21 protein-coding genes and 1 other annotated feature are annotated in these 23,901 nt (G+C 50.9%); of the genes, 4 read left to right on the forward strand and 17 right to left on the reverse strand.

Annotation, left to right across the window (positions count from 1 at the left end; translation table 11 throughout):
* Positions 1 to 5: 5 nt before the first annotated feature.
* The 10 genes from A372_RS0118415 to A372_RS0118460 all read right to left on the reverse strand — a co-directional run bounded on the left by A372_RS0118415 (position 6) and on the right by A372_RS0118460 (position 8,732).
* Entirely contained in the window at positions 6 to 881 is an 876-nt protein-coding gene (locus tag A372_RS0118415; protein WP_019422362.1) for a M50 family metallopeptidase, read from the reverse strand.
* Positions 874 to 1,791 carry a M23 family metallopeptidase gene (locus A372_RS0118420; protein WP_019422363.1) on the reverse strand — a complete coding sequence of 306 codons (918 nt, stop codon included), beginning with the start codon at positions 1,789 to 1,791 and terminating at the stop codon, positions 874 to 876. Before A372_RS0118420 ends, A372_RS0118415 begins: the two co-directional genes overlap by 8 nt.
* A 237-nt stretch (positions 1,792 to 2,028) precedes the next feature.
* A complete protein-coding gene (locus A372_RS0118425) occupies positions 2,029 to 3,180 on the reverse strand; it encodes an FtsW/RodA/SpoVE family cell cycle protein (RefSeq protein ID WP_019422364.1) in 1,152 nt (383 codons plus the stop codon).
* 7 nt (positions 3,181 to 3,187) lie between these two features.
* Entirely contained in the window at positions 3,188 to 3,982 is a 795-nt protein-coding gene (gene minD, locus A372_RS0118430) for a septum site-determining protein MinD (protein ID WP_019422365.1), read from the reverse strand.
* A gap of 4 nt (positions 3,983 to 3,986) precedes the next feature.
* Entirely contained in the window at positions 3,987 to 4,643 is a 657-nt protein-coding gene (locus A372_RS0118435; RefSeq protein WP_019422366.1) for a septum site-determining protein MinC, read from the reverse strand.
* 119 nt (positions 4,644 to 4,762) lie between these two features.
* Entirely contained in the window at positions 4,763 to 5,290 is a 528-nt protein-coding gene (gene mreD, locus A372_RS0118440) for a rod shape-determining protein MreD (RefSeq protein WP_019422367.1), read from the reverse strand.
* Positions 5,290 to 6,222, reverse strand: a complete 933-nt coding sequence (mreC, locus tag A372_RS0118445; RefSeq protein ID WP_019422368.1) for a rod shape-determining protein MreC — start codon at positions 6,220 to 6,222, stop codon at positions 5,290 to 5,292. The genes mreD and mreC overlap by 1 nt, the downstream gene beginning before the upstream one ends.
* 65 nt (positions 6,223 to 6,287) lie before the next feature.
* A complete protein-coding gene (locus A372_RS0118450) occupies positions 6,288 to 7,322 on the reverse strand; it encodes a rod shape-determining protein (protein WP_019422369.1) in 1,035 nt (344 codons plus the stop codon).
* 43 nt (positions 7,323 to 7,365) lie between these two features.
* Positions 7,366 to 8,052: a RadC family protein gene (radC, locus tag A372_RS0118455; protein ID WP_019422370.1), complete on the reverse strand. Its 687-nt coding sequence runs from the start codon at positions 8,050 to 8,052 to the stop codon at positions 7,366 to 7,368.
* Between the two features lie 65 nt (positions 8,053 to 8,117).
* Positions 8,118 to 8,732, reverse strand: coding sequence for a Maf family protein (locus A372_RS0118460; protein ID WP_192813621.1), 615 nt, complete (start codon positions 8,730 to 8,732; stop codon positions 8,118 to 8,120).
* A gap of 335 nt (positions 8,733 to 9,067) precedes the next feature.
* Between A372_RS0118460 and A372_RS0118465 the strand changes: the two genes are divergently transcribed.
* A complete protein-coding gene (locus A372_RS0118465; protein WP_019422372.1) occupies positions 9,068 to 10,015 on the forward strand; it encodes an aldo/keto reductase family protein in 948 nt (315 codons plus the stop codon).
* Positions 10,016 to 10,349: 334 nt separating this feature from the next.
* Here the strand turns inward: A372_RS0118465 and A372_RS0118470 are convergent, their stop codons facing one another.
* Positions 10,350 to 11,663 (reverse strand): SPOR domain-containing protein, encoded by a 1,314-nt coding sequence (locus tag A372_RS0118470; protein WP_019422373.1) that lies wholly within the window; start codon positions 11,661 to 11,663, stop codon positions 10,350 to 10,352.
* Between the two features lie 179 nt (positions 11,664 to 11,842).
* Between A372_RS0118470 and A372_RS0118475 the strand changes: the two genes are divergently transcribed.
* The gene (locus A372_RS0118475) at positions 11,843 to 12,067 is read left to right on the forward strand and encodes a hypothetical protein (RefSeq protein ID WP_019422374.1); all 225 of its coding nucleotides are present in this window, start codon (positions 11,843 to 11,845) and stop codon (positions 12,065 to 12,067) included.
* Between the two features lie 165 nt (positions 12,068 to 12,232).
* On the opposite strand, the gene murC is transcribed toward A372_RS0118475, so the two are convergent.
* The 3 genes from murC to A372_RS0118490 form a co-directional block, all read right to left on the reverse strand.
* Positions 12,233 to 13,612, reverse strand: a complete 1,380-nt coding sequence (gene murC, locus A372_RS0118480) for a UDP-N-acetylmuramate--L-alanine ligase (RefSeq protein ID WP_019422375.1) — start codon at positions 13,610 to 13,612, stop codon at positions 12,233 to 12,235.
* Positions 13,613 to 13,616: 4 nt separating this feature from the next.
* Complete coding sequence (locus A372_RS0118485) at positions 13,617 to 15,005, reverse strand: bifunctional folylpolyglutamate synthase/dihydrofolate synthase (RefSeq protein ID WP_019422376.1); 1,389 nt, start codon at positions 15,003 to 15,005, stop codon at positions 13,617 to 13,619.
* A 92-nt stretch (positions 15,006 to 15,097) separates the two neighbouring features.
* Entirely contained in the window at positions 15,098 to 17,740 is a 2,643-nt protein-coding gene (locus A372_RS0118490) for a valine--tRNA ligase (RefSeq protein WP_036704665.1), read from the reverse strand.
* Between the two features lie 149 nt (positions 17,741 to 17,889).
* Positions 17,890 to 18,185, reverse strand: a binding site (T-box leader).
* A 215-nt stretch (positions 18,186 to 18,400) separates the two neighbouring features.
* Between A372_RS0118490 and A372_RS37990 the strand changes: the two genes are divergently transcribed.
* Entirely contained in the window at positions 18,401 to 18,565 is a 165-nt protein-coding gene (locus A372_RS37990) for a hypothetical protein (RefSeq protein WP_019422378.1), read from the forward strand.
* A gap of 91 nt (positions 18,566 to 18,656) precedes the next feature.
* Here A372_RS37990 and A372_RS0118500 read toward each other — a convergent pair whose 3' ends face one another.
* The 3 genes from A372_RS0118500 to hemL form a co-directional block, all read right to left on the reverse strand.
* Entirely contained in the window at positions 18,657 to 20,183 is a 1,527-nt protein-coding gene (locus A372_RS0118500; RefSeq protein WP_237728564.1) for a LysM peptidoglycan-binding domain-containing protein, read from the reverse strand.
* A gap of 111 nt (positions 20,184 to 20,294) precedes the next feature.
* Positions 20,295 to 21,182 carry an RluA family pseudouridine synthase gene (locus tag A372_RS0118505; protein ID WP_019422380.1) on the reverse strand — a complete coding sequence of 296 codons (888 nt, stop codon included), beginning with the start codon at positions 21,180 to 21,182 and terminating at the stop codon, positions 20,295 to 20,297.
* A gap of 612 nt (positions 21,183 to 21,794) precedes the next feature.
* Positions 21,795 to 23,096 (reverse strand): glutamate-1-semialdehyde 2,1-aminomutase, encoded by a 1,302-nt coding sequence (gene hemL / locus A372_RS0118510; RefSeq protein ID WP_019422381.1) that lies wholly within the window; start codon positions 23,094 to 23,096, stop codon positions 21,795 to 21,797.
* A gap of 82 nt (positions 23,097 to 23,178) precedes the next feature.
* Between hemL and A372_RS0118515 the strand changes: the two genes are divergently transcribed.
* On the forward strand, positions 23,179 to 23,859 hold the full coding sequence (locus A372_RS0118515) for a Crp/Fnr family transcriptional regulator (RefSeq protein WP_019422382.1): 681 nt from the start codon (positions 23,179 to 23,181) through the stop codon (positions 23,857 to 23,859).
* Positions 23,860 to 23,901 lie beyond the last annotated feature (42 nt).

The raw sequence follows: 23,901 nt of genomic DNA on the forward strand, positions 1-23,901 counted from the left end.
AAGCTCTATTTCCGTCCGATATTCGTGCCGCCGGGCGTCGGAGCATCGAAGAACGCATCGATTAGCTGCTGCTCGGGGATGACGCGTTGAATGCGGCCGCTCTCGCCCATCACATAAATAAAATGATACGAATCCCGCCTAAATAGACGCACAACCATCGATAAAGATCGACCGGATTGAGCGACGATCGGCCGCCCTAGAGACACACGCTGCTCCCATTGCCTTAGCCGGATTGGCCGGTGCATCAGAAAGCGCACGAAGCGATAGGGAAGGTTGCGCTGCTCCACCCAATTGCTCCACAGCAAAAATAGGGAGAGCACAAACAAGTTCAAATTCATTCGTTCTCCTAACAGTAAAGGATAGACACTGAATAATGCCATCAACACGCTGCATCCAATGCTCATCCATGCGCCTAGCAGAAGTGTCCGATGATAGCTGAACCAGAGGGAGCATACTGCTTGCAGCATGCGTCCGCCATCCAGCGGCAAGATAGGAAGTAAATTAAATAAACCGATGAACGCGTTCGCTCGTACGAAGTCCTCCGTCCACTTATCATTCCACCATCCCATATGTTGAAAAAAGAGGGCAGCAGCGATCATGATGCCATTTTGCAGCGGACCCGCTATGGCTACAATCCATTCCTGCCATGCCGGAGCTAGCGATCCATCTTCCGTCTCCGCCACCCCCCCGAACGGGAGGAGCTTCACTTCCGTAATAGACCAGCCGAACATTCGGGCGGCGACCACATGTCCAAGCTCATGAACGAGCACAATTGCGAATAGCGTTAACAACTCGAATATATAACCGGTTAGAGCGGCCATGCCCAGCATGAGGACGAAAAGCGGGTGCAAACTGTAGACGGTGCCCCTCCATTTAATCAAACGAAATCACATCCGACGGATCGATGTACTGACCCTCTTTTTTGATAGAAAAATAAAGGGTATTCGGCTGCGTAGCTGAGGATGAGGATGAGAAATCTGCCAGCGAGCCGATTGCTTCTCCCGCCTCTACCCAATCGTTCATCTGAACCGAGCTCGAGCTAAGACCGCCATACACCGTCTCCAAGCCTTCCGCATGCTGGACGATAACGGTTGTCCCTTTTTCAGGATGATGTGTAATATCTATTACCCGGCCGGTCGTTGCGCTGTGCACCTCTGCCACTCCGCCTTCAGACGAGTCGGCTGCGATACGCACCCCCTTCAGACTCATGGCGAACGGCTGCACCACCTGGCCTTTCAACGGGGGAATGAGCGATATTCGGGCCTGTGCCGGTTTCGTCGCATCCACGCCTTGCGCGAACTGCGGAATGAACGATGGCGCGCCGGAGAATGTACGATTATACCACGCAGCAATCGGCTTCATATCCATTTCCTCTGTCAATGCCTGCACGATCCATGCTCGGGCAGGAGCATTCCACTCGGCGGGATATCGCATCACTCCATAGGCAGCTGCTAACAGCAGCACCGACAACATCAGTCTTATGCGGATAGAACGCCACAATCCTCCGCCTGGCTCCTGATCCCAGCCATAGCGATCATGCCATTGCCTGCGTGAGGATTTCCACAACCGTTCCGGATCGCCGGAATATGCCGGAATGGATTCCGTGTCATTCCACGTCACATCTCCTCTAGGATCCGCTGCAAGCGGAAATTCATCTTCGTATGGAATGATGTACTTATCGTCCGTAATATTCTGCGGTTCCATGACCACCATCTTGGCTTCCCGCGGATTCTCCTTGTTTATAATTTCTCGTATGCGCTCCTGCCTACGCCGACGAATGTCCTCTATCATGCTTGCCTCATCCCTTCATCACCGATTTCAACATACAGCCGTGTTGAACTTGTGTATATATCATATGTATGACAAGCCCCAATCGGTTATGAACAAGCTCTCCTTTAGAGGTTGTTCATAAAGTCCATTTTTGAACATGTTCGATTAGTACGCATGAGTCATTCTCCACAAAAAAAGGCTCCGCATCAGATCCTTCTTGAAGAAGGTCAAAATACGGAACCTTTGGCAGCCGGGCAATTAAGGCTCCAGCTGATATTTTTCCTGATAAATACGTATGCTCATGACAAGACCGATACAAACCATATTCAAGATGAGAGACGTGCCGCCGTAACTGATAAACGGCAACGTAATCCCGGTAATCGGCATAAGACCTATCATCATTCCGATATTCTCAAAGATTTGGAATACAAACATGGAGACGATCCCGATTATCATGTACGAACCCCTCAAGTCATAGCATTGGAAGGCGATAAGTATCATCCTGTATATTAACAAGAAGTAGAACAGAAGCAGCAGTGAGGAACCTTGAAACCCGAACTCCTCTCCAATGACAACAAATATAGCATCAGAATAGGTATACGGAATGAAGCTGCGCCGCTTCAATTCCCCCTGCATGTAACCGTCCCCGCTCAAGCCTCCGGAGCCGATGGCGATCATTGCGTAATTCGACTGGTGCTTGGCATCATTGGTCGCTTCTTCCGGATTAATCAACGTATCGATGCGCGTAAACCAATGCTCCTGCTTAATGACGTCTCTAAAAAAGCCTTGCAAATCGACTCGAAAAGTAGTAAAGGCAAAAAAGACGGCAGCGAACATAACGGCGGCCAGCAGGCTTGCCAGCAGAACATGGCGATATTTCATGCCGCCTATCCATAGCATCCCAATCAAGATCACGATGTAAATAATGGCGTTCCCCAAATCGGGTTGCTTGACAACAAGCAAAAACGGAACCAAGGTCACAGCGATAATAGGCAGCAAATCTTTGGTAAAGGTTAACGGATCGCCGTCTCTTCTGCCGATCAGCTGCGCCAGTGCAAAGATAAGTGTAATTTTGGCCAACTCTGCAGGTTGGAATGACATTCCCCCGGGAAGCTTATACCAGCCGATCGCTCCGTTCAGATTTTGCCCAAAATAGAATACGCCTACAAGCAAAACTATCGTAATACCCATCGAGATCGGCCAGCTCTTAAGCAGCCAGCGGTAATCGAATAAAGCGACAGCGAACATCAGCAAAAAGCCGATAATGAAATAAACGACCGTCTTCATTGCTGTTCCTTCAAAAGTCGGATCACCATGCGTCGCACTGAGAATTACAAGCGGGCTGAACACAGAAAAGGCAAGCAAAATTCCAACAATAACCCAATCGATTCTTTTAAATTTGTTCAGCACTGCTCACTCATCCCATTCCCAAAAACTTCTTCATCCGGGTGAACACGCCCTTTTTCTGTTCAAGCGGCATAAGCGGCACCGTGTCTCCTAATATACGGCGAGCAATATTGCGGTAAGCCATTGCTGCGCGTGAATCCGGGTTCATTACCGTCGGCTCGCCTGCATTTGCAGCCTTTATTACCATTTCATCATCAGGAACGAGCCCCAACAAATCAATATTCAGCACCTGTAAAATATCGTCCAAATCAAGCATTTCACCGCTCTTCATCATATTGGCGCGAATGCGGTTCACCACTAACTTAGGCGATCCGATGCTTGCATTCTCGAGCAGTCCGATAATGCGATCCGCATCCCGTACGGCCGCATTTTCCGGTGTCGTAACGACGATGGCGTGATCCGCCCCGGCAATTGCGTTCTTGAAGCCCTGCTCAATGCCTGCCGGGCAGTCGATTATGATATATTCGAACTCTTTCTTCAGCTCTAATATAATGTCTTTGACTTGCTCCGGCGACACAGCAAGCTTATCTTTCGTTTGCGCCGCAGGCAGCATGTACAATTCGTCAAATCGCTTGTCCTTGACGAGCGCTTGATTCAATCGGCAACGACCGTCTGCCACATCGCAAATATCATAGATGATGCGATTCTCAAGCCCCATCACGACGTCCAGGTTACGAAGGCCGATATCCGTATCGACCATGCATACTTTTTTGCCGAGTAAAGCAAGCGCTGTACCCAAATTGGCCGACGTCGTCGTCTTGCCAACGCCGCCTTTACCCGAAGTGACGACGATTGCCTCTCCCATTCTTCTACACTCCTTTGAACAAATTGATGTCCTTGCGAACACGATGAAGCTGCGAGATTTTATCGATCTGCATGATGCCGTCATGCACGTAAGCAAACTCCATATGCGCTTGTGTGACACCCCATTCATCCGGAGGACGGCTGATGACATCCGCAATGCGGAGCTGTGTCGGAGCGAACAATGACGCTGCAATGACGGCGGACGAATCACCGTCCACCCCTGCATGCGCTGTGCCTCGAAGAGCGCCGAGCACGAAAATATCTCCACTGCTTATAATCATTCCGCCCGGATTGACATCGCCTAGAAATAATAAATGCTCGTCATGGCATAATATTTGTCCGGAGCGTATAATTCCAGTCATCGTATGAACGTGGTATCCTTTCGTTTCTGTCTTCGAGTCGGCATCGGATTCCAACGATCGAATGAGCAAATTCCCCCGTTGTCTTAAAATTTCCAGCACTTCTGCCTTCTGCTCGTCCGTGACGGAACGGGCCCCTAACTTGACATCGACATACACAATCGGTCCGTCGAAAAAATTCGGTGTATGGTCAAGCTTGTCACGCAATTCACGCAACAAGTCCGTAAATTCACACTCATCGTCAAGCAGGAACACAAGGCCGTCCTTCATGCCTTTAATGGTTACCAATGGCTTGGCCGTCATGAATGTTCCCTCCCCAAGGTTATCTTTTTCGTGACGGAAGAGGAAAGTTCCTGCATGAAAGTAACGAAACATTTAAAAATGGCATTAGCCGCCTGGAAATAAAGTTTCCAAGACGGCTGTTAGCCTTGTTCATCTTCGGCAGATGCCTTTCCCGACAGACGGTCAAACCATGTCCGCATCGGAACATAAATCGCTAACGCGAACAATAGCTGCACGAACAAGCTCGGTATCATAAAATCAAACAAAGCATACTCGTACGTCATGCGATTGATGCCGAACAACGAATAAACAGCGAACAGAATCGTCTGGTTCGCAAAGCTTCCAAATACCGCAATCGCCATCATCGAAAATAAAGTGGCGTTGCGCGACGTGAATAGAAGTCCGACCAAATATCCTAATAACCCCATGCTAAAAGCATGCGGACCGATCATATGACCGTAATATACGATATCTTGCAGAAACCCGAATCCCAATCCCATCAGCAGTGAGGTGTGCCGGTGCTGATATACAGCGTGGTAAAGTATGACCATGAACACGAACTGCGGGACGATGCGCCCTTGCCACGCATCCGGGATCAATACGGGCAGCACCGTTCCCTCCAGCAGGAAGAGAATGAACATGAATCCGATCATCCAATTACGGTTCATCACTTGGCCTCTTTTCCCGTCTCGTTCGCATCCGGCGTAATGACGATGAACAGTTCGCGCCAATCGCGGTATGTCGCCGCCGGCTGCACCGTCGCCGTGCGAGTAAGACCGAATTCCCCGACATTGATGGAAATGACCGTCCCGAGAATAAGCCCCTTCGGAAAGATGCCGCCTTCTCCTGACGAGACAACCGTATCCCCTTCGGCGATTTCGTCATCCTCTTCGATGCGTGTCATAGAAAAAGTGCCGCTGCTGTGATCGTATGATTCAATCATGCCAAATGATTTTTTCTCTTTGCCCATAATCGTCGCCGAAATGGGCCGGGAGCTCGGATCCTTGTCATCCAGATTGGTCAGCAACTGTACAGTCGAAGAGAATTCGTACACGCGGCTAATCATGCCGACGACCCCTTCCACCGAGATGACGGGCATCCCTTGACGAACGCCGTTCTTGGAACCAAGATTGACATTGATCGTCTGGTTGAACGGATCAGCCACGTTAATGGACGTCACCTGAGCAATCCGGTATTCATAAGGAAGATTCAGTTTCTTCTGCCGTTCGGTGAACTTCAAGGCATCCATCAGCGATTCATTCTGCGCTTGAATGGCATTATAGTGAGCTTTATCACGCGTGTATTGAGCAACAGCGATCTTGAGGCGCTCGTTCTCTTCATGCACATCTTTTAGATTGGACACATCTTTAATAAATCCAGAAACGTAGGATGCAGGCTTATAAAAAATCTGCTGCACGAACGTGACGGTATCATGCACAAATTTCTCCGGCCATGACAAGTTCAAGCGTCCGCCAAGAGTGAAGCCCATCAGCGCAATAAATAATATAAGTCCGAACAACATAATAAATAATCGCTTGTTCCCCAACAGCTTAAACAGTGTCAACACCTTCTCATCGTAAAGCGATACTTGTTCCCCCACAAATCAGAGCCCGCGCCGTTAGAACGAACCGACGCGGGAATCCGTAACGCCATTAAGACGCTCTATTATCGTCTGGAACGAAGAGCAGAGCTGCTGCGTCCCTTAAATAAATGAATATTGTCCAACGCGCGGCCTGTACCGATTGCAACGCAATCGAGCGGATTCTCTGCCACGATGACTGGCATTCCCGTCTCGCGTGCAAGCAGTTTGTCCAGATTGCGCAGCAAAGCGCCCCCGCCCGTCAGTACGATACCCCGGTCCATAATGTCTGCCGCAAGCTCCGGTGGACATTTTTCCAACGTCACTTTCACAGCCTCTAAGATGGAGTTTACGGTATCCATCAACGCTTCCGTAATTTCTTGGGAAGAAATCGCAAGCGTCTTCGGAAGACCCGTCAAAAGGTCACGGCCGCGAATCTCCATCTTCTCCACTTCATCCAGCTTCATTGCCGAGCCGACATCCATCTTCAGCTGTTCCGCTGTACGCTCACCAATCATCAGATTGTATTGGCGCTTGATGTACTGAGTGATAGACTCATCCATCTCATCGCCCGCTACGCGGACGGAACGGCACGTTACAATGCCTCCGAGCGAGATGACAGCCACTTCTGTCGTACCGCCGCCAATATCGACGACCATACTGCCTGTCGGCTCCCATACGGGCAGGTCCGCGCCGATCGCAGCCGCGAACGGCTCTTCTATCGTATAGGCTTCGCGGGCACCCGCTTGCTTCGTCGCATCCTCGACTGCACGCTGCTCGACCGCTGTAATGCCGGAAGGCACGCATACCATCACGTTCGGATGGCGCGGGAACAACGAACGCTGCTTCTGCGCTTGTCGAATGAAGTATTTAATCATCGTCGCGGTCGTATCGAAATCTGCGATGACACCATCCTTCATTGGACGGATGGCACGGATGTTGCCCGGCGTACGGCCAATCATCTTCTTCGCAGCTTCACCCACTGCTTCAATCGTCTTCGTATCTGTGCGAATGGCAACGACCGACGGCTCGCGCACGACAATGCCTTTTCCGCGAATATAAACTAATGTATTTGCAGTTCCCAAATCGATTCCTAAGTCTTTTGTAAAGCCACCTAACATGATGTCAATCTCCTTTTTATAACCTTCAATCTCAATCATTATATTACATGAGCCCGCGTTCCTTCAAACTCACATATTGGTTATCTCCGATAACCAGATGGTCAAGCACTTCGATTCCGACAATTTCCCCTGCTTCCATTAACCGTCTTGTCAGAGCCACATCTTCCGGGCTCGGTGTCGGATCGCCGCTTGGATGGTTGTGAACACAGATGATGGATGCAGTTCCGTGCTTCATTGCTGCGCGGAATACTTCGCGTGGGTGGACAAGAGAAGCATCCAAAATGCCTATCGTAATCGTCTCTTGTGCCATAATGCGATTTTTCGTATTCAAAAAGAGGCAAACGAAGTGTTCCTTCTGGTAGTAACGCATCGATTCCATTAACAAATCTGCCGCATCCTGCGGACGTCGAATCGTGACGGCATCTTCTTGGCGCGCACGCGCCATACGCCGTCCTAGCTCTAAGCCTGCTTTCAGCTGAATCGCTTTCGCAAGACCGATTCCGCGGATATTCGTCAGCTCGGTAATCGACAAATCCTGCAGATGCCGCAAATGTCCCACCCGATTCAAGATGCGCTGCGCCAGCATGATCGCGGATTCATCCCGCGTTCCTGTACGCAGCAGAATGGCTAACAATTCAGAATGGCTTAACGCTTCCGCCCCATGCTGCATCATGCGCTCTCTCGGACGTTCATCGTGGGGAAGGTCGCGAAGAAGTGGACTTTTTGCCAATTCACAACCTCCTTAAATAATAAGGAAAATACGGCGTCTGTCAAAACGTTTGATTGCCTTTCCGATTACGGGATGATAATGTCAAACATCTTAAGCATATCCGTCAATAGCGATAACGGCAAGCCTACCACATTGAAGTAGCAACCTTCAATTCCAGTGACTAAGGTAGCGCCTATGCCTTGAATCGCATAGGATCCCGCTTTGTCCATCGGCTCTCCCGTTGCGATATAACGACGGATCTGTTCTTGTGTCCATTCGGTCATATGAACGGTCGTGACCCTATGGGACACTTCTTGGCGACCGTCAGCAGCACGGACGAGGGCAACGCCAGTATACACTTCATGCGATCGCCCTTGCAGTGAGGTTAACATTCGTTCCGCATCCGCTTCATCATGAGGTTTGCCTAATACCTCGCCATCAAGCACCACGATCGTGTCGGAGCCGATGACGATGCCGTCTTCACCGGACACGTGCCGCTCCTGAGCTACCGCTTGCGCCTTACGCAGCGCGAGCGCCTCCACAATTCGGGAGGGATCCCAGTCGGCAGGTACAGTCTCATCTGCATCGCTTGGCTGTACCACATGGGGCAATCCTAATGATGTGATAAGTTCTTGCCTCCGCGGTGAAGAAGACGCCAAGACGATAAGAGAGCGGTCGGATTGTTGAAAGTGCGTATTCAATGTTCTAAATCGCTCCTCGCCATTTTTTGACACCTTTTTCTATTATACGCGGAATTTTCTTTTGAAACAAACGATTCCTTTCATGATACCGCCAATCAACAGAAGGGAATTTGTGGAAAAATATAAAACTGTTATCCATATTGGTTAGACGTCAGTCCTATGCCTAAAGTTACGGAGGGAAATTATGAAACTTCTTGAAGGCGAATATCTAGATAAAGTGCTTGCAGTCCTTTCCAAATGGCAGGTCGTCTTTTACAATTGAGAAGGGAACCTCATAGCAGCAGCACGTCTAGTGGGCAATGAGTTCAAATTGAACGATTCAGGAGGTAACGAAGATGCAGTATCGGAGATTAGGCAAGAGCGGTGTGAAGGTGAGTGAAATCAGCTTGGGCAGTTGGCTTACATACGGCGGTTATGTTGAACGAGAAAATGCCGTGCAAGCGATACGGACCGCCTACGACTTAGGCATTAACTTCTTCGACACGGCCAACGTATACGAAAGAGGAGAAGCAGAGAAAGTGGTCGGCGAAACGCTTAAATCCTACCCTCGCGAGTCGTACGTCTTGGCAACTAAAGTGTTCGGTGAAATGGGAGATGGTCCGAATGATCGCGGTCTGTCCCGCAAGCATATCATCGAGCAGTGTAATGCCAGTTTGCAACGATTAGGCCATGATTATATCGATCTTTATTACTGTCATCGCTTTGATGCACAGGTGCGCATGGAAGAAACGCTGCGCGCCTTGGACGATCTCATCCGTCAAGGGAAAGTGCTCTATGTTGGCGTAAGCATGTGGACAGCTTCCCAAATGGCGGATGCCCTTGCGATCGCAGATCGTTATTTGCTGGATCGCATCGTGGTCAACCAACCGGTGTATAATATGTTCCAGCGACAGATTGAGCAAGAGGTCAGTCCTTACGGTGAACAACACGGTATCGGCCAGGTCGTATACTCTCCGCTCGCGCAGGGACTGCTTACAGGAAAGTACAGTTCGGCAACGGACTTCCCGGCAGAGAGCCGCGCGGCGAAGCTCGAGTGGGTGCGCAAAGGCATTACGGAAGAGCGCATCGAACAAGTGAAGCAGTTAACCGGCATCGCGCAGGAGCTTGAGCTATCGGTTGGACAGTTAGCTATTGCATGGATTCTGCGGCAATCCAACGTCTCTAGTGCGCTTGTCGGCGCAAGTCGCCCGGAACAAATCGAGCAAAATGCCAAAGCTTCCGGCGTACAGCTGACCGATGAAGTGGTGGCACGTATCGAGTCCGTGCTGAACGCGGACGCATAAGCATCTACAGATTACAAACACCCCCTCATACAAGCCTTTCGTTATAGGAATGCCTTGCAGAGGGGGCGTTTGATCAACGCAGCATCTACTTGATAACAACGTCGTTGAACTATGGCATTAGTTTGTGACATTTCGAGTCTTTCCCCGTTACAGACGAATACTTTCGCTTTGGCTATCCCGTTTCAGATCTGCTGCATCCCATTTCCAGTTCGTCACTTACTCCTACCACAAAAGAATTTTTGCGGCTAAAACTTTGCAACTCTGCATTCCTCCCATGCATCCTATCTTTCTATCGAAAACCGAAGAGCCGCAGGCTCCTCTCGCAACCGCAATGTTACGCCTTCATCGTGTCGAGCCAGTTGCTCTCCGCCGTACGATAAATCATGACCGCCTCCTGAACGCTCCACAAATGCGAAGCAGCAGGCTGCTTATTGTATTCATTTACCGCGCTTATCGCTGTATTCATCGCCTGTACGAGCTGCGTCCAAGCCTTGAGGGACTGCTCGGGCTGTCCCTTCTGCATCCCGTTCATCTGCTGCGTCCATTTTAAATGCTCCTGCCGCAGCTGCTCAGTTGCATCACCATCGAACCCTTTGACCTCACTCTTCTCCAAGTAAGCGATAGATTGGGACATCAGCCAGTCGTTCACCTTATCGCTCTGGGCAATGAACTGCTCCACAGTAGCCGCACCGCCTTGAAAAGCCAGCTTCGCCAATGCGGGACGCGTCATTTCACGGACATATAAATCGACCTGATTGTTCTTCATCAGCTGGCTCAATCCCATGGCATCCTCTTTCGCCTGGGCAATGGCTGCATAGACGCGATGCTGACTCGATTGCTCCTCCATGGCTGCAAGCCCGAGTTCACGCAGCTCCGAAGCTGCCTTCTTCGCGCCTTCTGGCTGATCGAACACGCCATACTGCAGCATGTAGAACACTTTTTCCGGAATATTTACTTCGGTTACATATACTCCGCCTGCCGTTGTCGCTGCATGTTGTGCAGCACCCTGGTCAGCTGCAGGCTGATTCGCAGCGGCGACCGTATTTTTCTTCCCTTCACCGCCATCCGCAGACGTAGATCCGGCCTTTACCGCAGCGCCTTGCGTGCTTGTCCCGTTCGATAGCGTTGGAATGGATGCTTCTGGATTAGGCATCGTCACTTCGCCTTTGAACAAAGAGAGAGCCAGAAATCCGAACACTGCTCCGGTCGCCACTGCCCCTGCGACAGAAGCGATCACTTTCCACAAGGAAGGTCTTCTCGTGCGCGTATGCACGCCCTGCCACAGCAGTTCTCCCTGATCGCTCAGCGATTCTCCAGCAGGATCCGCTACAGACGAGCTGAAGGAGTAGGACAGCGGCTTATGATCCGCCTCTCGTATCCACCGTTCAATTTGGTCGGTCTCTGAAATATTCCCGACTTGTGCTGCAATGCCATCATGCGAACATTCTTGTTCCGTATCTTCCGCTCGCAGAGATTCACGCGGCTCCGCCATCGTATTATCGTTAACCAGCGCCGCTTCGACAGAACGGTCAATGTATCGTGTAAAAGGGCTGTCGCTCTCTTCAACCGACTCCGTAGGCTGTATGAGCCCATCGCCTGGTTCAGACTTCGGAAACCGAAACGTCATTTTTGGATTTATTCCGCTCATCTCTCGCACACCTCACCTTGTCCTCTTCGTTACTATCAGTTATATGATAGATTGCAAGACGATAGAACAAGTCCCCGAGTGATTTTTCGCAACACATGCGAATGGCTTCATGCAGATGTCGTATCCGAATCTCGCAACTCATCAGATTGTTGATAGAACGTGGTAAAGAAGGAGACGACATGCGTATCAACAACAATATGAGTGCGCGTGAAGTGCGGCGATTCGTCGAACGGAACATAGGCCGGAGGGTTGATGTAGACTTAATCGGAGGCGCGAATCTGGAAGGAGTCATTTTGTCGGCAGGCGTGACAACATTCCCCTTGCACATTCGCCGCAGGGGACGTAACATCGTGCGCCGGATAGCTTATACCAGCGTCAGAGAAATCAACCTGGACAGAGACTAACCGTTCAGGATATACCGTAATGGCTTCGTCGTCTTGTCAAAAAACGCTCCGTTGGCCCAGAATGAAAGGGACAAGCAAACAGGTGACAGTTCCTGCTCTAGCATATTTACAAAAAGACCACTCCGGCTTATTTGCGGAATGGTCTCTTTGCTGTTCTATGTCAGCTTACGCATGTTCTTTCAGTGCCTTCGTCAACCCATATGCCGTCTTCCAGATGTCGCCCGCACCCATCGTAATGACGATGTCTCCCGGCCGCACAAGTGATTTGAGGCGCTCCAGCGCGTCATCCTTGCTCGCGAAGTATTGTGCGTTCTTGTTGCTGTTCTCGCGAATGCACTCGACCAACTTCGAGGAATGCACACCTTCTATCGGCATTTCACCGGCTGGAGAGTAGATATCGGTAAGAATCAACTCATCGGCATTACGAAACGCACGGCTAAATTGGTCAAACAAAAAGTACGTGCGCGAATATCGCTGTGGCTGAAATACAGCAATGATCCGCCGCTTGGTGGCTCTAGCAGCTACCAAGGTCGCTTCAATCTCTGTCGGATGGTGTGCATAATCATCGACGATAAGCACATCCTGCACTTCGCCAATGACTTGAAAACGGCGCTTGGCTCCGATAAAATCGCGAATGGCCTCTGCCGCCTCGGCAAACGGCACGCCAGCCTGCATGCAGACGATAAGCGTAGCCATCGCGTTCAACACATTGTGTTTCCCCGGAATGGACAAACGAACCGTGCCAAGCGGCTTATCTTGATGCTTCATCGTAAAGGCCATGCCGCGATCTTCGGCTGTAATATCTGCTGCAACGTAATCGGCAGGCGCTTCAATACCATACGTCACCACACCATCACCTAGTTGCGGCACCATGCCGCTTACGATAGGATCATCCGCGCAGAGCACGGCGTATCCGTTCTGATTACGCTGTGACAGAAACTGCACGTAAGCTGCTTTCAAGCGTTCAAAGTTCCCGTCGTAGTTTTCCAAGTGATCGGCTTCAATGTTCGTCACTACGGCGATGTACGGGTGATACGCTAGGAAGGAACCATCGCTCTCATCCGCTTCTGCCACGACGAACTCGCCGCTGCCCGCTTGCGCATTCGTACCCAGGTTCGTTACTTCCCCGCCGATAATATAGGTTGGGTTCACACCGCAGCGTTCTAGCACAAATGCGATCATTGAAGAGGTTGTCGTCTTCCCGTGTGCACCGGCAACTGCGATCCCCTTCTTCGCATTAAGCAGACGCGCCAGCATCTGCGAACGATGCAGCACGGGGACACCGCGTTCCTCAGCAGCAACCCGTTCAACGTTCTCTTTGGGACAAGCTGTAGAATATACGACGATGTCGGCATCCTGCACATACGCCGGATCGTGTCCGATATGTACCGTCGCGCCTTTCGCTCTCAATTTCTCCGTCAAATCCTGTTCGGCCACATCGGACCCCGTGACGGTGTACCCCATTTCCAGCATGACACGAGCGATGGCGCTCATTCCATAGCCCCCGATGCCGATAAAATGAATATGTTCCGTCGTCTTCAACACGAACTCACCAACCTTTTTCAGATTCGGTCCGATGCAGGACGTACGAGCGGACGTCCGCAATCAGATATAATGTGCCAGTGACTACCGCCAAATCGCCCGGTTCAGTCATCGCCTTGAGCCGCTCCAAGGACTCGCGCCAATTCGGCTCTACGATAATCTGTGGTCGGCGCGAGGCTGTTTCCAGCAATTGTTCTGCAATATGACTCAAGCTCTCCGCACTCATCTTCTTGCGGAAATCAGGTTCGGTAAAAATAATGGTATCCGCTAAAGGTAGTATATGACGCAGAACATCCTGATGATGCTTTGTTGACAGCATCCCCATCATGAAATGCAAACGCTCATAACGGTACGTGTCCCGCAATGCTTGTGCCAGCGTCTCTGCTCCTTCCGGATTGTGCGCCCCATCGAGCAGCATGCGCGGCTTCTCGCTTACTATTTCAAGCCGACCTGGCCATGCCGCACGGCGCATACCGGCACGCGTCTCCTCATCATCAAGCATGAAAGCCATATATTGCCGCAACACTTCCAACGCCATCAAAGCAGCGGCAGCGTTCTTCAACTGATGCGCCCCGTTTAACGTCAAGGTCATTTGCTCCATGCTGCGGAACGGCCCAGAGAACGTGAAGATTTGTTCATTTTCAACCGCATGCAGCAGTTCGACTGTGAATTGCTCGTTCATCGCGTACAATGTCGACTTCTGATCACCTGCCGTCTTGCGGATAATTTCGAGCGCCTCAGGCTGATCAACCGTAGTGACGATAGGCACGCCCGGCTTAATGATACCTGCTTTTTCCGCCGCAATCTGCTCGATGGAATCGCCTAAGATGTCCATATGATCGTGACCGATATTCGTGATGATGGACACGATAGGCGTTACAATGTTCGTGACATCGAGTCTACCGCCTAGGCCGGTCTCCCATACGACGACATCTGGATAAGCCACGTTCGCATAATACAAAATGGCCAGTGCGGTAGACACTTCAAACATCGTCGGCGAACCGAGCGAAGTATTCGCAATGTCATCGACAAGCGGTCTAAGCTCATTCGCGAGGCGCAGCAGCGTCTCTTCCGGTATATCCTCATTGTTATATTTAAAACGGTTCGTAAATTTCTCAATATAAGGCGAAGTAAACGTACCAACATCATATCCGTTCGCAAGCAGTGCGCTCGTCAGCAAAGCACAAGTCGAGCCCTTGCCGTTCGTACCTGCGACGTGGATAAATTTCAAGCGCCGGTGAGGAGAGCCCAGCTTGTCCATTAGCGCTTCAATGCGTTCCAGACCGGGACGTATGCCAAAAGGAATCAATGAATTAATCCAATCAATCGCTTCTTCTACACGTGTAAAGGGAACCTCGGTTATATCCGTTTTGTTCGGATCGTTTATTTCCGACATGGCTACTCATCCTTTGTATGATGTCATCAAACGACCGAACCGTCATGAGAACAGCATCTCATCCGGTTCGGCCGCATATCCACATAAATTGACTAGGCTTCTTTCAGTTCGGCAATGCGGGCGATTACCTTATCGCGCTTCTCGCTGTAATCACGCTGCTTCGCACGTTCTTCTTCGACGACCTTCTCAGGCGCTTTCGCCATAAAGCCCTCGTTAGACAGCTTTTTGTCAACGCGCTCTACTTCTTTGGTCAGATGCTCCACTTCTTTTTCCAAGCGGGCGATTTCCTGACCGATGTCGATAAGACCTGCAAGCGGCAGAAACAGTTCAGCACCGGTTACAACGGCGGACATCGCCTTGTTCGGAGCAGATACCTGCTGGCTCACTTCCAGCTTAGACGTACCGCAGAATCGTTCTACATATTCTAGATTATTCGTAACATTCGTCTCGGTTCCTGCATCTGTCGGCTTCACGAGCAGCTCGATTTTCTTGCTCATCGGCACGTTCACTTCAGCGCGAATATTGCGTACCGCACGAATCATATCCATAAGAAGCGTCATCTCGCGCACCGCATCCGGCGCCTCGAACTGAGCATCGTATGTCGGCCAAGCGGCCAGCGTAATCGTCTCGCCGTCATGCGGCAGATGCTGCCATATTTCTTCCGAAATAAATGGCATGAACGGGTGAATCATGCGCAGCGTGCGGTCCAGCACATATGCCAAGACGGATTGCGTCTTCTTCTTAGCCGCTTCATCAGTGCCATATAGACTGATTTTGGAAAATTCAATATACCAATCGCACAGGTCGTCCCAAATGAAGTTATACAGCACGCGTCCGGTTTCGCCGAACTCATACGCGTCCATTAGGCGGGTAATATCGCGCGCCGTTTCATTCAAGCGGTGCAATATCCAGCGATCCGCCGTTCCGAGCTTGCCGGAAATATCGATCTCCTCATAGTTGAAGCCTTCGAGGTTCATGAGGGCAAAGCGCGAAGCATTCCAAATCTTGTTCGCAAAGTTGCGCGCTTGCTCTACCCGCTCCCAACGGAAGCGCAAATCTTGTCCTGGCGTTCCGCTCGTTGAAATCATAAAGCGCATAGCGTCTGCGCCGTATTTCTCAACGACTTCCAGCGGGTCTACTCCGTTGCCGAGCGATTTAGACATTTTGCGGCCTTCCGAATCGCGTACCAGGCCGTGCATCAGCACATCTTTGAACGGAATATTGTCGGTAAACTCAAGTGCCGTAAAGATCATGCGCGCAACCCAGAAGTATATGATATCATAACCTGTTACGAGCACGCTTGTCGGATAGTACCGCTGCAGGTCATCCGTCTGTTCCGGCCAGCCTAGTGTGGAGAACGGCCACAGTGCGGAGCTGAACCATGTATCCAGCACGTCTTCATCCTGCTTCAAATTTGCGCTTCCGCAAGAAGAGCACGCCGTCGCGTCTTCACTGGCAACATGGACATGGCCGCAGTCTTCGCAGTACCAAGCCGGAATGCGATGACCCCACCAGAGCTGGCGGGAGATGCACCAGTCGCGTACGTTCTCGATCCAATTTAAATATATTTTTTCAAAGCGATCAGGTACGAAGTGAACGCCTTTTCCTGTCTTCTGCGCTTCAATCGCGCGTTCTGCGAGCGGCTTCATCTTGACGAACCACTGTGTCGATAAGTACGGCTCGACGACGGCACCGCTGCGTTCGCTGTGACCAACCTGATGCACGTGATCCTCAATCTGAATGAGCACGCCTTGCTCCTGCAAATCTTTCACAATTTGCTTGCGGCAGTCCGCACGGTCCAAACCTTGATATTGCGCAGCATGTTCGTTCATCTTGCCAGACTCATCCATCACCGTAATTTGCGGCAACTGGTGGCGCAGCCCGACTTCGAAGTCATTCGGATCATGAGCCGGCGTAATCTTAACGGCCCCGCTTCCGAATTCTTTTTCAACATATTCGTCAGCAATGACCGGAATTTCTCGACCGACGATCGGAAGCACCAGCATCTTGCCGATCATATGCTTGTAGCGCTCGTCTTCTGGATGAACCGCCACCGCTGTATCGCCTAACATCGTCTCTGGACGGGTTGTGGCCACCGTAATGGAGCCGCTGCCGTCTTGCAGAGGGTATTGCAAATGATAAAGATGGCCTTGCACCTCTTTATACTCAACCTCAATGTCGGACAGCGCCGTACGGGCAGCCGGGTCCCAGTTAATAATGTATTTTCCACGGTAAATTAAACCTTGCTCATACAGCTTCACGAATACACGGCGAACAGCTTTGGACAGCCCTTCATCGAGCGTGAACCGCTCACGTGAATAGTCTAGAGAAAGGCCCATCTTCGCCCATTGCCCGCGAATCGTATTCGCATAATGCTCTTTCCAGTCCCACACCTGCTCCAAAAACTTCTCCCGTCCCAAATCATAGCGGGAAACGCCTTCTTCACGCAGCTTCTGCTCCACCTTCGTCTGCGTCGCAATGCCCGCATGGTCAGATCCGGGCAGCCACAGCGCATCGAATCCTTGCATCCGCTTCGAGCGGATTATAATATCTTGCAGCGTAAAGTCAAGCGCGTGACCGATATGAAGCATCCCGGTAACGTTCGGTGGCGGAATGACGATGGTGAATGGCTGTGCGTCTTTTTTATTGCCCGCTTTGAAATATCCGCCCTTCAACCAATATTCATACCACTTTTGTTCCGCTGCCTTCGGGTCGTACGTTGTCGGCATGGACATTTGTTCATGATTTTCTGACAATGGAATCCCTCCGTTTATCATCGTGCACGTCATATAGACAATGTGCTCCTTGCACAAGCAGAAACGACTGTCCGTCCGTTCTACAAGGACAATTCGCTTCAATGCGGCAAAATAAAAAACCTTACGCCTCAAAGGACGAAAGGTTTAGCTTCCGTGGTACCACCTTTATTCCGCCATTCAAATAAAGGGCATGTATGGCCCAATCAGCTGTGGCGGCTCTTGAACTGCAAGGTAACGGTTGCGACCGTCCCATCCTAGCGCAGCTGCGGAACATGATGAACGTAATGCTCATACACTACCGTGATGCGTTCAAACGGGCGACTCCCAGATGACTTCAGCGCGGGACTTCCTGCAGGCGTTGCACCTCATCGCTCTGCTCTCTGTAAGGGCCTTGACGCTTACTCCTCCTGATCAATGTCTTTGCTTCACATGTATCCATCGTTTACTGAAACATAAAAGGTTGAAACGTTTACGATATATTTTACCTTCGCGCCTTGCATGAGTCAATAGACGAGTTCCAATTCCTTATAGAGGTTGAAGAAAAAGAATAAAAGGCCTTCTTTTCTAACATCCGCTTATAGATTAGTCATATCCCGAATTTCCATTTTCATAACATGTACTATGGGGGGTGGTCCATGCATGGAACGTTGGTGGGTGCGTATTCGTTATTCGGTGAAAGGTGTCATTTTCCCTCTCATCTGCTTGCAATTCGTTCGAACCTTGCTTCTGCCAAGCGGACTCGATGTATTTTTGCTATTTGCGTTATTTCTGATTTACCTCGGCTTTTTGTTAGACGTATATTAATTCATGCATCACAGCAATAGACCCGTCCGCTGGAAAGCCGGACGGGTCTATTGTTGATGAGCAGTTTTTCATTCCTCAGGTCGATATCGAATTATGATGAAATCGGGATATACAAGACCTGGCCTTCTGTTACACTAGGCTCGGCAAGCCGATTATACAGTGCAATTTCACGTGAGTTCATACGGTACCGGTCCGCGATTGTCTCGAGTGTATCCTCCCGCTGTACAATGCATAATCGTACCTTTTTGAATGCAGACTCATGATTGACTCGCTGCAAAAAGAGCGACTGCCACTTCATGTCGTCCCCTGTCGTGTCCTTCTGCGCCTCTACCAAAGCGGCTTCTTCCTCTGCCGCCACTCGTGCTTCCCGCTCCTTCTCCTTCGTCTGATAGCTCGATTGCAGCAGGGAACTGAAGCCGAGCTGCTGAGCCGCTTCCGGATCCACAGGCTTCGCGCTGCCGATCGCAACCTTCATCGCCTGCTTCGGCTCAACCGTTGCAGGAACGGATTCTTCTTCAACGACGACAGCGTCGACCTGTTCCACCAGTTGCTCGCGGCCTGCATCTTCGTCCTGATTCGCTTCCGCATGATGCGATTCGGCAGGATTTGCTTCCGCATGATGCGATTTGGCTTCTGTCGCAGGAGGTGAATTCGCACCGGAACCGGTAGTTGCTGCCGGTTCGCGCTGCTCTGGCACTGGTGCTCCCGCAACCGTTTCCGCCTTCGCCTCGTCCGAGAGGCTGCCCGCCATTGAAGCATCAAACGCGACATCACTATCCGCTGCTTCATCCTCCGCTTGCCTCATCTGCAGCGCATCCGTGAACGTCTCCGCAGCCGGTTCCTTCTCACCCTGTGCAGTAGAGGACTCCGCGTTAACGGTTGCATTCGCCCAAGGGGATTGGCTCCACGTCCATGACATGGGCTCTTGCTCCACATTTTCGGTTCGTGGTGTCGTGGCAGGTTCATCATCAGCTTCCGGCGGCAACGGATCGGACTCCCCTTCCTCCGCATTTTGTTGAACGGAAGCTTGCCATACTTCACTCTGTCGTTCATTCTCCGCGGAAAAGGAAGATATCTCAGCCTTTTCCTCCGTGGCAGGTGATGTCTGAATAGGCTGGCCGTAATCCCGCAGCCACGAAGGTTCTTCCTCTTCCCGCTCGCCATCCGTCTGATGCACGACCGTGAATTGCTCAGGCTCCCATGCCGGCGGTTCGGCGGACTCCATTGCAATCCCGTTTAAAGATAAAATGCCTGTAATGTTCAACGTTCGAGTCGAGATCAAATCGACATCAAAATGTTCAATGTCTACTGAAATGTCATCCAAGCTTCGTATACGGTTCAGTGGAAGGGTAATCTCAACAGGAATCCAATGCTCCAGTGTCTGACTCGTCTCATCTCCTGACGTTCCTACATACGCACCTGCCAATAGCAAGCTGCCACGCACCGTCACTTGGTCTCCGGCTGGAATGACTTGAATATGCGGTGTCAATTCAACCTCTTCCAATTGGTCAATGCCGACGACATCGTCGGACAAATGTACGCGTTCATAAATATCAAATCTTAAACCATAAGATTCATCATACACAGACTGCTCCTCCTCCCGCAGTTCATCTGTCATCCGCCCTTGTTCCCAGCCCTTATACGGTACAATGTGCATATCTCGCTGGCTGTTGCAAAGTCAGACTCGGTTCACTACTTCATCTATATGGGAGTAAAGAGAGGAGCATGACTATATTTTTTGCCGCAAGCGACTCATATCTTCAGGCCAAGGCGCATCCACTTGCACCCATTCTCCCGAGAGCGGGTGCAAGAATCGGAGACTTTCTCCGTGTAGGGCTTGTCGCGGGAATCCGCTGTCATCTCCGCCATATAACGTGTCTCCCAGCAGCGGATGCCCTTTATAGCTCATATGAACACGAATTTGATGCGTTCTCCCTGTTTCTAGGGAAAGACGTACCAGCGACAGCTGCGGACCTGATTCCACAACCTCATAATGAGTGATGGCATGATCTCCGCTCGGGCTTACCCGCCTTCTTGACGGGTGGTGTCGATCCTTGCCGATAGGCGCATCAATCACACCACGCTTGGGATTGGGCTGTCCTTGGACAATTGCAGCATAATGGCGCTGAATTTCTTTTCTGCGCATCGCTTCATCCAGCACGGCGTGCGTAAAGGCTTGCTTCGCATACAACACCGATCCTGACGTATCGACATCCAAGCGGTGAATATGCCGAACCCGCACCTCTTGGCCTGTCCAAGCATAATGGCAAGCGACAGCATGAGCCAAGCTGTTCTTCTGTCTGTCCTGCTCGGGAGTCGTTGCATGTACGGGCATTCCGGCCGGTTTGAACGCGACCAGACACGCATCGTCCTCATACAATACGTCTGCCGGCGCATCGGCTGCTTCTAACGAATCGGTATCCGGTGTAAATATTTTAAGCCGGAGACGATCGCCCGCCGCACGTATTTCCTCCCGCTGCAGCATCAATCTTAACATCTTCTGAGGCATGCGGAGTGTGTCTGTAAGCCACGCGCTCATAGCTTGCTCCGATTCAATCACACTGCGCCCCGGCGTAAACTCCACCCACTCGCCCTGCCGTCTCCAATGTCGGTGCACGCTTCATTCCTCCTTATCACCATATCGGCACAAATCCTGCTTCTTTCCTCTTAAGTCACTATGTCGGCATAGGTACACTGCTTCTTCCTCTTCAAGTAACATGTCAGCATAGGTACACTGCTTCTTCCTCTTCAAGTAACTATGTCAGCACAAGGCCTGCATACTCGATAAGAGCCCCTTGTAGGTTCGCGTTGCATTGGAAAAGATCCAGCGGAATTGCCGGTTTCAGCAAAAATTCGCCGTTCTATTGGAAATTGTCCAATCAAATCCAGCACATGTCTGGTCCACAGCCGTTAAAGGGTCGAATCCATTGGACGTTTTCCAACCAAACATCTCGCATCGCCCCTAACCTCCCCAAACCATTGTATAGAATCCAATGGAATGAACAGGTACATTGGCTTTAATTCTTCTGCATAGATCCTTATGTATGGATTCCTACATGAGGCTTCTCTTGTATGGATTCTTCACGCAGCTTCATCATTCCCGTTGCCTGCAATGGAAAGCCCGGCCGCCGCATATCATCTATGCAGCCCGCCGGGCCAGTCGCCGCCTCACAAACAGATGCGCGTGATTTCCGTTGCTTCTTATCAGTTGCTTTTTAGTAATTGCTTGTTACAGCTTTTTCAACGCTTCATAGTGTGCCTGAATCGTAAATTCCAAATCCTCATCTGTATGTACGGCCGATACGAACATGCCCTCGAATTGAGAAGGTGCAACGCTTACGCCTTCATCAAGCAGATGCTTGAAATAGCTGCGGAAGTGTTCCAAATCCGACGTGCGTGCCGAATCGAAATCGGTAACCTTCTGCTCCGTAAAGAATGGGCAGACCATCGAACCGACACGGTTGATCGTACATGGCACTCCAAGCTCGCGCGCATTGCGTATAAATCCTTCTTCAAGCTTCGCTCCCTTGCGTTCAAGCTCCTCATATACATCAGGCGTAAGGAGAGACAAGGTCGTATAGCCTGCTGCCATCGCAAGCGGATTGCCGCTTAGCGTACCCGCTTGGTAGATTGGGCCGCTTGGAGCAATTTGCTCCATGTATTCGCGTTTCCCGCCGTATGCACCGACTGGCAGACCGCCGCCGATCACTTTGCCGAAGCATGTAATATCCGGCGTCACGCCGAACCTGCCCTGCGCACTATTGTAATGCACACGGAACCCTGTCATCACTTCGTCAAAAATAAGCAAGCTGCCGTACTGCTCCGTAACCTCGCGCAGCCCTTCCAGAAATCCTGGCAGTGGAGGCACCACGCCCATGTTGCCTGCAATCGGTTCAACGATGACACAGGCCAGTTCCTCGCCATGTCGTTCAAACGCGATTTTAACAGATTCCAAATCATTATAAGGGACCGTAATCGTGTTGCTTGCAACGCCTTCCGGAACCCCTGGGCTGTCCGGGAGACCAAGCGTGGCAACACCGGAACCCGCTTTAATGAGCAAGCTGTCAGCATGCCCGTGATAAGAGCCTTCGAACTTCAAAATTTTGCTGCGTTTCGTAATGCCTCGGGCGAGCCGCAAGGCGCTCATCGTCGCTTCCGTCCCGGAGTTGACCATCCGGACGATATCTACCGATGGCACTCGTTCGCACACCGTCTTCGCCATCAGCGTTTCGATTTCTGTCGGAGCGCCGAAGCTGGTTCCCTTGGCAGCCGTTTCTTGCACGGCCTGAATGACCGCGGGATGCGCATGCCCGAGAATAAGCGGGCCCCATGACCCCACATAATCAATGAACACATTGCCATCGATGTCATAAATACGCGAACCTTCGCCTCGTTCGACATAGACCGGTGTAAGACCAACAGACTTAAATGCCCGCACCGGGCTATTTACTCCACCAGGTATGTATTTTTTCGCTTCTGCAAACGCTGCTTGGGAACGGCTGTCGCGGCGGATTGATTTTTTTTCCGTCATGTTTAATCGCTCCTTCTATGTTTAATCATCATATCTATGATAAACTATTAAAAAATTGGAATGGACAAAAGAGGGAAAAGTCATGATTAATTTACTTAAACGTGTACCTTTGTTCGCTGATTTGACCGACGCGCAGCTTGAGATCGTATCTTCCATTACGTCCCGCCGCGAATATGATCCCCATACCATTTTGTTTCAACAAGGAGATCCGGGTCAAACCTTTTGCATCGTCGTTCGCGGCGCAGTGAAAGTGTATACTTCCAATAAGCAGGGCCAGCAGAAAATATTAGCGGTCTTCCAGGCTGGCGACAGCTTCGGCGAACTGGCGCTTATCGACGGCAAGCCGCGGTCCGCAACAGCAGAGACGTTGGAAGAGGATACGGTGCTGCTGACCGTTACATCGGAAAGCTTTCACCTATTGCTCCGCGCACATTACGATATTGCGAAGCAAGTCATGGTTCAGCTGTGCAGCCGCCTTCGTGCAACGAACGGCCACGTGTACGACTTGACGTTTCTTGACGCGCCTAGCCGAGTCGTGAAATATATTGTTCGCATCGCTCAACAGCAGGGCGAACGGCGCGGTGACAGAATAATTATCCGCTCTGCCTTCGATCCGGACGCCATGTCCGGCCTGGCGGGTGTTCACCGCAACGTGCTCGAGCATGTCATACGTGATTTGGAACATCAACGCATCTTATTCTTGGGAGCGTCCGAATACTCACTCGACATCTCCAAGCTGTTCCAGAGTCCCTACATCAGTTAAAGGCAATCCGCTAAACGCAATTAGACAGCCTTCCTTCCCCAA

This window comes from Paenibacillus sp. OSY-SE (assembly GCF_000283315.1).
Taxonomy (GTDB): domain Bacteria; phylum Bacillota; class Bacilli; order Paenibacillales; family Paenibacillaceae; genus Paenibacillus_B; species Paenibacillus_B profundus.

Excerpts from the sequence above, each read along its gene's own strand:
- A372_RS0118420 (WP_019422363.1), bottom strand. The coding sequence starts at position 1,791 with ATGATAGAGGACATTCGTCGGCGTAGGCAGGAGCGCATACGAGAAATT.
- minD (WP_019422365.1), bottom strand. The coding sequence starts at position 3,982 with ATGGGAGAGGCAATCGTCGTCACTTCGGGTAAAGGCGGCGTTGGCAAG.
- A372_RS0118435 (WP_019422366.1), bottom strand. The coding sequence starts at position 4,643 with ATGACGGCCAAGCCATTGGTAACCATTAAAGGCATGAAGGACGGCCTT.
- mreD (WP_019422367.1), bottom strand. The coding sequence starts at position 5,290 with ATGAACCGTAATTGGATGATCGGATTCATGTTCATTCTCTTCCTGCTG.
- A372_RS0118450 (WP_019422369.1), bottom strand. The coding sequence starts at position 7,322 with ATGTTAGGTGGCTTTACAAAAGACTTAGGAATCGATTTGGGAACTGCA.
- A372_RS0118465 (WP_019422372.1), top strand. The coding sequence starts at position 9,068 with ATGCAGTATCGGAGATTAGGCAAGAGCGGTGTGAAGGTGAGTGAAATC.
- A372_RS0118470 (WP_019422373.1), bottom strand. The coding sequence starts at position 11,663 with ATGAGCGGAATAAATCCAAAAATGACGTTTCGGTTTCCGAAGTCTGAA.
- A372_RS0118475 (WP_019422374.1), top strand. The coding sequence starts at position 11,843 with ATGCGTATCAACAACAATATGAGTGCGCGTGAAGTGCGGCGATTCGTC.
- A372_RS0118485 (WP_019422376.1), bottom strand. The coding sequence starts at position 15,005 with ATGTCGGAAATAAACGATCCGAACAAAACGGATATAACCGAGGTTCCC.
- A372_RS0118490 (WP_036704665.1), bottom strand. The coding sequence starts at position 17,740 with ATGTCCATGCCGACAACGTACGACCCGAAGGCAGCGGAACAAAAGTGG.
- A372_RS37990 (WP_019422378.1), top strand. The coding sequence starts at position 18,401 with ATGGAACGTTGGTGGGTGCGTATTCGTTATTCGGTGAAAGGTGTCATT.
- A372_RS0118500 (WP_237728564.1), bottom strand. The coding sequence starts at position 20,183 with ATGACAGATGAACTGCGGGAGGAGGAGCAGTCTGTGTATGATGAATCT.
- hemL (WP_019422381.1), bottom strand. The coding sequence starts at position 23,096 with ATGACGGAAAAAAAATCAATCCGCCGCGACAGCCGTTCCCAAGCAGCG.
- A372_RS0118515 (WP_019422382.1), top strand. The coding sequence starts at position 23,179 with ATGATTAATTTACTTAAACGTGTACCTTTGTTCGCTGATTTGACCGAC.